Source organism: Mycobacterium scrofulaceum (assembly GCF_002086735.1).
Classification (GTDB): Bacteria; Actinomycetota; Actinomycetes; order Mycobacteriales; family Mycobacteriaceae; genus Mycobacterium; species Mycobacterium scrofulaceum.
The window spans coordinates 25,838-33,221 of the sequence record NZ_MVIJ01000053.1; the positions used below are offsets into that span (position 1 = coordinate 25,838).

A 7,384-nucleotide genomic window follows, 5' to 3' on the forward strand; every position below is an offset into this window, starting at 1 on the left:
ACGTTGGCTACCCACACGACAAATGTGGCTGCCGGGGCCGGCGTGATCAACATGAGCCACGAAGTGCTTTACATCATCGTCGCAGTCGGCGGCACATACTTCCTGGGCAGCGGCATCGTGCGCGGTATGAGAGACCATTGGAAGCGCGGCACCGGTGCCGGATTGTCGGCAATCGCCGGCGGGGTGGCTCTTGCAGTTGTCGTAGCCCACATCGTCGGGCTGTATCAGCGCGGTAACCAGGAATTTGAGCACCTGCCCGGCAGCGTTGGCCACTCCAATACCCGCGGATGGTGACCACCGGCCCAGTTGCCCCACCACGGCCCGTCGACAAGGCCGAAGCGTGGTCGGGCATCCGCGACATCGACATCCAGATCGGGGAAGCCGCTCCCGGGCAGGAATGGCCCGGCGGGCCCTACCGCGGGGTGGAATGGGTGGCCATTGCCGCGATCGCGGGTCCCACGCTGCTATGGGTCGACAGCCAGCCCGCCGGAACCACGCTTCCGGTCCTCGCCGGCGGGGTGGTGCTCTGTGTGGTGACCGTTGGGCTGATGCGGCTACTTTTGCCCAAGGGACGTCCATCTCTTTCAGCACGTCTCGTTTTTGCCCGCAACACTATTCGGCCACCTCACCTGATCACCTCGCAGCCTCGTGCCGCTGAGAGGAAGCTGCGTGTTGACTCCAGTTTTGACCCTCCTGAACGTGTCGAGGACAATCTGGTCTTCACCGGCGGAGGCGTCTATGCCGAATTCTTGATCGATGGTTTGTCGGTCAATATGCGCTCGCTTGACGTCCACCGGCGAGCCGCCAGGCTGACGCGGAACTTGGGGCGCTACCTGCCCTCAGGCTCGCAAGTGCGCGGGTTGCTGGTCGCCGAGGACCAAAACGCCATCATGCGGGCAATGGTGGGTCCGCACACCAACAAGTCGACATGGATTGGGCAGTGCAAGCACTGGGTCCCAACTATCGCCCAAGCGAACAAGTGGATCACCAAGGGATATCGCGGTCCCGTGCGCCCACGGTTTTGGCTAACGGTGCCAGTCGATGCTGGCACCGCGGGACGCACACCGCTCGGACAGGGCAGGCGGGCTTGGGACTGGGTCAGCGGGCGTGACAAAGACTCAAGCACATCGATTCAGCACTACGCCAGTGTTGCCCGCCAGATCTGTGGTGCCCTACCTGATGAGTTTCACGTTCGCGCGGCTAGTCCAGCGCAAATCCATTGGTATCGGCGACATCGCGCCATGCTCGGCGTCATCCATGAGCCGATGCCAGCGGCCAGCACGGGGCCGTCCTCACTGAGCGCTCACGATTTCCCTACCATCGCTTTCGATGAAGGCGACAACGCCGGGCGGCCATGGTGGCGACCCAGTTTCAAAGCCTTGGTTCGCGTCTATGATCCCCACGAGCCCACCTGCAGATCGAGCTACCAGTCGTTTTTGACCGTCGAGCACTTCCCGGAGACAGGCCTGGCCTTTCCACGCGCTTCGTATCTGAATGCGCTGCTCAACGTGAACACCCAGGCCAGTATTGAGTGGACCCAACATATTTACATTCGCACACCCCAGGATGCGCAAGCCCGCAATTTCCGCTACACCAAAAACATCAAAGACCAGATGCGTCAGCGTGGTCACCGCGGAGCTGAAAACGACGAATTGCCAAGGAAGCTAGCGCGCACGCGGGCCTACACATCGCATCTGAACGGCAATCCCGCCGAACGCGAGCTTGACCACACGGTGATGATTGCGGTCGGTGCCGACTCACCGCGGGTCTTGGAGGATGCGGTCAAACAGGTCCGCCAGGAGCTTGACACAGTCGGCATCGCTGTCAAACGCCACCGTGGCGCCCAGGCGTTGCTGTGGAAGGCATTCAATACCGGAAGTGAAAACACCTGCCCGCTCGATGAATTTCGCAATCCCACCAGCGCACATAAGTGGTCGCTGTTCTTGCCGCTGATTTCGGGCCGCGTGGGCAACGTCAAGGGCAGTGCGCTGGCCATCGACCAGACCACGATGCGACCGGCGATCATCCTTCACGATCCCGAGGGAACTGCGCGCCGAAACAAGAACACCGGGCTGGCCGTCGTCGGCGATCCCGGCGGCGGGAAGTCCAACCGCACCAAACTCTCGGCGTATGAACTGATCCTGCGTGGCGGACGCGTTGTGGTGTTCGAGCCAGACACAATCGCTGAATGGAAGCAGGCCCTCACACCCATCGAGGGTGTACGGTTCATCGACCCGACAACGCCGCAGTACTTGTATGACCCGCTGGTGATCTTCCCAGCGCACCTGGCAGGGCGCATCGCGGCCTCGCACATCCTGCCCTGGATTGGGCTGTCTTATGACAGCCTGCTTGCCAAGCGTTACCGACGTTTGGTGCGACCGGAAACCCGGGCCAGGCAAGGGATTACGAGCCACCGCACACTGCTGGACTATCTGCGTTCACAGCCGGACGCCGACAACGACGAGTTGCTGCTGCGCTTAGAAACAGCCCAGGAGGATTTTCCCGGGCTTTTCGATGACCACTTGCCGCCCTACCGGCCAGAAGACTCCCCGGCCACGGTCTACCTGACCGGCAACCTGGGCTTGCCCAGCACCGAGGATCTCACCAACGCCGATCTCTACGCGAAACTGTCGGGGACCCAGCGCGCCGGAATGGCTATCTATGGCCTGCTCATTGAGCTAGAGCAGCGATACATGTTCGACCGCCTCGACGTATTCGACGTCATGATCTTCGAGGAGTGCGCCGAACTGCTTGCCTTTCCCACCACGGCACGCATTGCGCACAAATTCACTCGGCGGGGCCGTAAGCACGCGAGTGGAATCTGGTTCATCACACAGGATTTCAGGGACCTTGCCCGCATGGGGGATGAGTTTGTCACACAAAAATGGATCTTTCGTGTTCAAGACCCTGAACTGGCCTACGCGACACTGAAGTGGGCGCGCATCGACCCAGAAATGTATCCAGAGCTTGTCAGCGCACTAAGCGAGGACACCAGTCCTGGCTCCACCGCTGATGAAGACGTGTTCTCTGATCGCGGGGAATGGGGCGGCTACGCCACCGAGGCCGGGGCGGTCGATCGTGCCCGACTCGGCGAGGGATTCTTAGTCGACGAACTTGGACGTCCCGCACGCGTTCAATTTTTCGGCGCGCCAACCGAAGAGCAGGCACGCGCATTCGATAGCACCGCATCGGTGATCGCATGACTGCCAGCGATTCCCTCGCAGTCTGGCTAGTTGAGCACCCACGGTTGCGCCGCGTGATCGGCGCGATGACAGGTGTCTACGTGCTGTGTCTGTGGGCGGTGGTGGCCGCACCTAAAGCCTCGGCGGCGGTGGGTGCCGCTGCTCTGGGGTGGACGGGACTGCATGACTTGGACAACGTGCCGATCGCTGACTACTTCCTCTCGATGGTCGATACCACCGAAGCCACCTTCAACAACGGCCAACACGTCAGCGCGTTCGATCCCGAATCGTGGGGGTCGTGGATCGTCAAAGCCACCCAAACCGCGATCGCGCATACCACCGCAGCCTGGTGGCTGACCAATGAAGCTGCTCTTGTCGTATTCGCTATCGGGATTGCGCTGTGGCTTCTGCGATTTGCAATGTCGAGCTCGTGGCTCTTGGCCCTCGTTCAAATCGGGCGCCCCGTTTTCGCTACAGTGAACATGCTCGTCAACCAGATGTGGCTGGGGCCATTGGCGGTCGCGGTTTGTGTGGTGTTGGCGGGGTATCACCAACAGCGAGGGCGGCCGGCCCAGGCCCGCAATCTGCTAGGCACCGCCGCGGTGCTAGCTGCATTGGTGTGGACGGTCTTTCGTGACCCCATTGACGATCTAGTCAGCGATCACGGCCTGCTGGGCATGGGTCGAGCGACAGGCTTTCAGATCGCCCAGGACGCCCGCCAGAGTTCGTACGCTCCGGGCCAGTCATTGGATACCCAGCTCGACGCCCTGCTGGCGCAGCTGGTGTCTTCGACGGCGCGACCAGCTCTACAGTTACAGAACTTCGGCATGGTCGTTGATGATGTGGGCACCTGCCGCCAGGCCTGGTCCCAGGCCATCTTGGCCGCGCATAGCCAAGGTCCTGGACCGGCGCACGCGATGGCCGGATGCGGTGCTCCCCAAGCCTTGGCGCACGCTCAACAATTGGGGGCCAACGACTTTGTGCTGGGGCTGGTGTTCTTGTTCGCCGCGTTTTGGATCGGCCTGTTCATCTGGTACGTCGGGGTGAGCACGTTGCTGGTCGGTGCCAAAGCCACCTACTACTGCATCGTGGTGGTTCCCGCGGCGATGGTCGGCATGAGCGGTTGGCAGCGCGGCAAGAAATACGCGGTGCGCTGCGTCTCGCAGGTGTTGTTGCATGGCGTCGAGATGATGATCTTCACTGTCTTTTTGGCGTTGAGTGCGGTCGGGATGGGGTGGGCGCTCACCACGCCGCAACTGGGGCATGGCGCCACCGCGGTCCCGCGCCTGTTGTTGGTGAGCCTGGGTTCGGTCGTAGGCATCTTCTTGTTCCATTACATCGACAAGCATTTCTACACAGACAGTTTGGGCACGATCGCCCACCACATCACTGGGGCGTGGTGCTCCACAAGCGGCGCTGTGCGCGATGAGTACAACGATTACGCCGAGGCGGGACGCAAAGCGCGCGGGCTGTTTCGACGGGTCGCGCGACGCGGCGATAGCGATGGCGCCGGCGACGATGACGGTTCTAACGGCGACGCCGACACCTCAACGCCGGGGTTCGATGCGGTCAAACCTCGGCCCAGCCGGATGCGCGGTGAGGAGGAGACCACGGCGACCCGGACGACCGGGGCCACCACCACCCGGATGGCAGCAGAAAAGGCCGGGGCGAGCGAGGCCGCGGCGACCGCAGGTGGACATGCCGCGGCTGCGGCAGCAGAGGGGGCCGGCGCCACAGCGGCAGAAGGCGCCGCCGCGGCCGCCGCGCCAGAGGTGGTGATTCCCGCCGTCATCACCGAAAAGACCGTCCAGCACATCCGCGGACACCACCACCGCAACGGCTCAGACCCCGGGTCCCAACAAGGCGTCCCGGACAGCGACACCAGCCCGCACCTGGCGGCGTCCAATGCCCTCAGCAACGGCCAGCCAGGGGAACCAGATCAAGGCGAGGTGGCGCCGATGGCCGGCTCAGATGGGCTGCCATCGCTACCGAGCCATCCGCGCCGCCCGGCCCAGGGCGTGGGTCGCCACCAGGCGCCCCCGTCGGCAACCCCTGATGAGGACCCCGGCCTGCCGCTAGATACATCATCTGAGCAGCAGCGATCGTTCGAGCTGTCTGAGTCGCCCGTAGAATTTCCGTCACCACCTCGACCACGAGCAAGGGACTATCACCAGTGAGTGCCCGTGACTATTTCGACATCGGGATTAGCCGCCTGGGCTTCGGTGGGCCCGTGGCCGATCACGCGGGAGCGCGCGAAGCCTTCACGCAGGCCACCGACATGGATCCCGGCATGTGCGACGCGTGGATGGGGTTGGCGGTTGCTGGCGACGTCAGCCTTAACACCATGCGCGGCGCATATGATGCGCTATCGACTTTGCATCGCGAAACGCGTCGGATTGGCCTGGCAGATTCTGCGCTAGCGCCAACCGTGTCTACGCCATTCCTCATTGACCTTTACCCGCACACTCCGACCGGGATCACCATCGCCTACGCGGCGACACTTGTTAGCCAAGGCGACTACGACCAGGCCGAAAAGATCCTCGACGGGGTTGACCTCACCGTCGAGCCCGCGCAAGCGCAGATACACCGGTTCATCGGGGCCACAATGTTTTTCCTGACGCGCCGCTGGCCAGACTTGTTGACGTGGACCTCGCAGGCCTCGTCGAGCAGCGGTGGAATCGTGGAGGCCGCCACACGGCTGCTCAAAGGAATCGCCCAAACCGGGCTGGGACAGTTCGAGGCGGCGCTGGCCACATTGACATCCGTCGTGACGCAGGCCGACCAGGCCAAGCTCGACCAGAGCGGCATCGATACCTCGCACCTGCTGGCCGAGGCGGCCGTATATCGCGGCTTGTGCCACCGCGCGTTGGGGGACGAGGCCGCCGCCCGCAAAGAGTTCAGCGCAGCCAGCGTAGACGGTCAACTGCGCCCGGACGCCGCCGCCGCGCTCGATGACCCCGGCTACGGCGTCACCGTCACGACCCCAGACGTGATTGCCGCCCGGTCCAATCGGTGGGACCCGGATTCTGGACCGAGCGTGGCCGACCTGCGCAGAGCCCGGCAACGCAAGGAAGCCGTACGTGTGCTGGAGCGCGCCGAACGCGAACTCGACGAATTCATTGGGCTCCGCCGCGTCAAAGAGCATGTCAAGGAACTCAAGTTCGTCAAGGTCTACGACCAGAAGATGGCCGAGCGCGGCGTCCAGATCGGTGAGCGCGACACCTTGCACATGACTCTGGTCGGCCCGCCGGGGACCGCGAAAACCTCGATAGCACGGCTGATTTGCGAGATGTATTTCGGCCTGGGCATCCTCGAATCGCCAGAATTCATCGAAGTCTCCCGCAAGGATCTTGTCGACGAGCACATCGGTGGCACCGAGAAGAAAACATCAGCGATCTTGCAAGCTGCCAAAGGCTGTGCACTGTTCATCGACGAGGCACCCGAACTCTACAAACCGGATAATGAGCGCGATTTCGGCCACATCGCCGTTGACGTCATCATGAAGTGGGCAGAAGACCATCGCCACGACACAATGATCGCCATGGCTGGCTACGCCAGCCCAATGAACCGGCTTTTGAGCGCTAACCCGGGACTGCGGTCACGGTTCCCGTTCCAGCTCGAATTCACCTCCTGCGACACCGACGACCTGGTACGGATCGCTGAGCTGTTCGCAGCGCGGTTCCATGTGGCCATCGAACCCTCCGCTCTTTCGCGCTTCAGCAGCAACGCTGAGTGGCTATGCAACACGCCAAGTACACGCCCCGGTGAACCACACATGCTCATCGATGTCGCCGCCAACGGCCGGTTCGCCCGAACCGTCATTGAACAAGCCCTGCGCAAAGCCAAAGCCCGCATCGCAGCGGACCCGACGGTGGACTTGCTCACCGCCGACCTGAGCAGCATTAGCACAATCACGCTGGCAGACATGGACGCTGCCCTCACCGACGTCCTGGCGGCCTTTGAGCTCGTCACGCCCTAAGCCCATCGTGGGCGCTGAAATGCGGATCGTTGTAGGCCACACTGATGCTGGGGATGCTGTCCAGGTGGACGTGGGTCAGCATGGCCTCGTGGTGGTCGCCGGCCGTGAGCTCGTCGGTGCGACGTTCATCGACTACCTCGCACTTGTGTCGGCTGCCAGGTGAAAGGGACCACTTCAGAGCTGGTTTTGCCATGAGCATGGGACCACCTGTTTGCCATTGATG

At 62.6% G+C, this 7,384-nt stretch carries 5 protein-coding genes; 4 read left to right on the top strand and 1 reads right to left on the bottom strand.

The genetic code is table 11. The features are described 5' to 3' along the window. Positions 1–3 precede the first annotated feature (3 nt). From BST44_RS24350 to BST44_RS24365, 4 genes are read left to right on the top strand one after another with little or no spacing between them, the layout of a single operon-like run. Positions 4–294, top strand: coding sequence for a hypothetical protein (locus tag BST44_RS24350; protein WP_225325409.1), 291 nt, complete (start codon positions 4–6; stop codon positions 292–294). Continuing rightward, positions 288–3,203, top strand: a complete 2,916-nt coding sequence (locus tag BST44_RS24355; protein WP_225325408.1) for an ATP-binding protein — start codon at positions 288–290, stop codon at positions 3,201–3,203. The genes BST44_RS24350 and BST44_RS24355 overlap by 7 nt, the downstream gene beginning before the upstream one ends. Beyond that, positions 3,200–5,359: a hypothetical protein gene (locus tag BST44_RS24360; protein ID WP_007172171.1), complete on the top strand. Its 2,160-nt coding sequence runs from the start codon at positions 3,200–3,202 to the stop codon at positions 5,357–5,359. Before BST44_RS24355 ends, BST44_RS24360 begins: the two co-directional genes overlap by 4 nt. Then, positions 5,356–7,161 (top strand): AAA family ATPase, encoded by a 1,806-nt coding sequence (locus BST44_RS24365; protein ID WP_007172172.1) that lies wholly within the window; start codon positions 5,356–5,358, stop codon positions 7,159–7,161. Before BST44_RS24360 ends, BST44_RS24365 begins: the two co-directional genes overlap by 4 nt. Here the strand turns inward: BST44_RS24365 and BST44_RS29750 are convergent. Continuing rightward, positions 7,151–7,384, bottom strand: a 234-nt coding sequence (locus tag BST44_RS29750; protein ID WP_208619879.1) for a hypothetical protein, incomplete at its 5' end; no start/stop codon positions are given. The two genes, BST44_RS24365 and BST44_RS29750, sit on opposite strands and share 11 nt — an antisense overlap.

Bases quoted from the DNA above. Each gene is read 5' to 3' on its own strand.
- BST44_RS24355 (WP_225325408.1), top strand. From the start codon at position 288: ATGGTGACCACCGGCCCAGTTGCCCCACCACGGCCCGTCGACAAGGCC.
- BST44_RS24360 (WP_007172171.1), top strand. From the start codon at position 3,200: ATGACTGCCAGCGATTCCCTCGCAGTCTGGCTAGTTGAGCACCCACGG.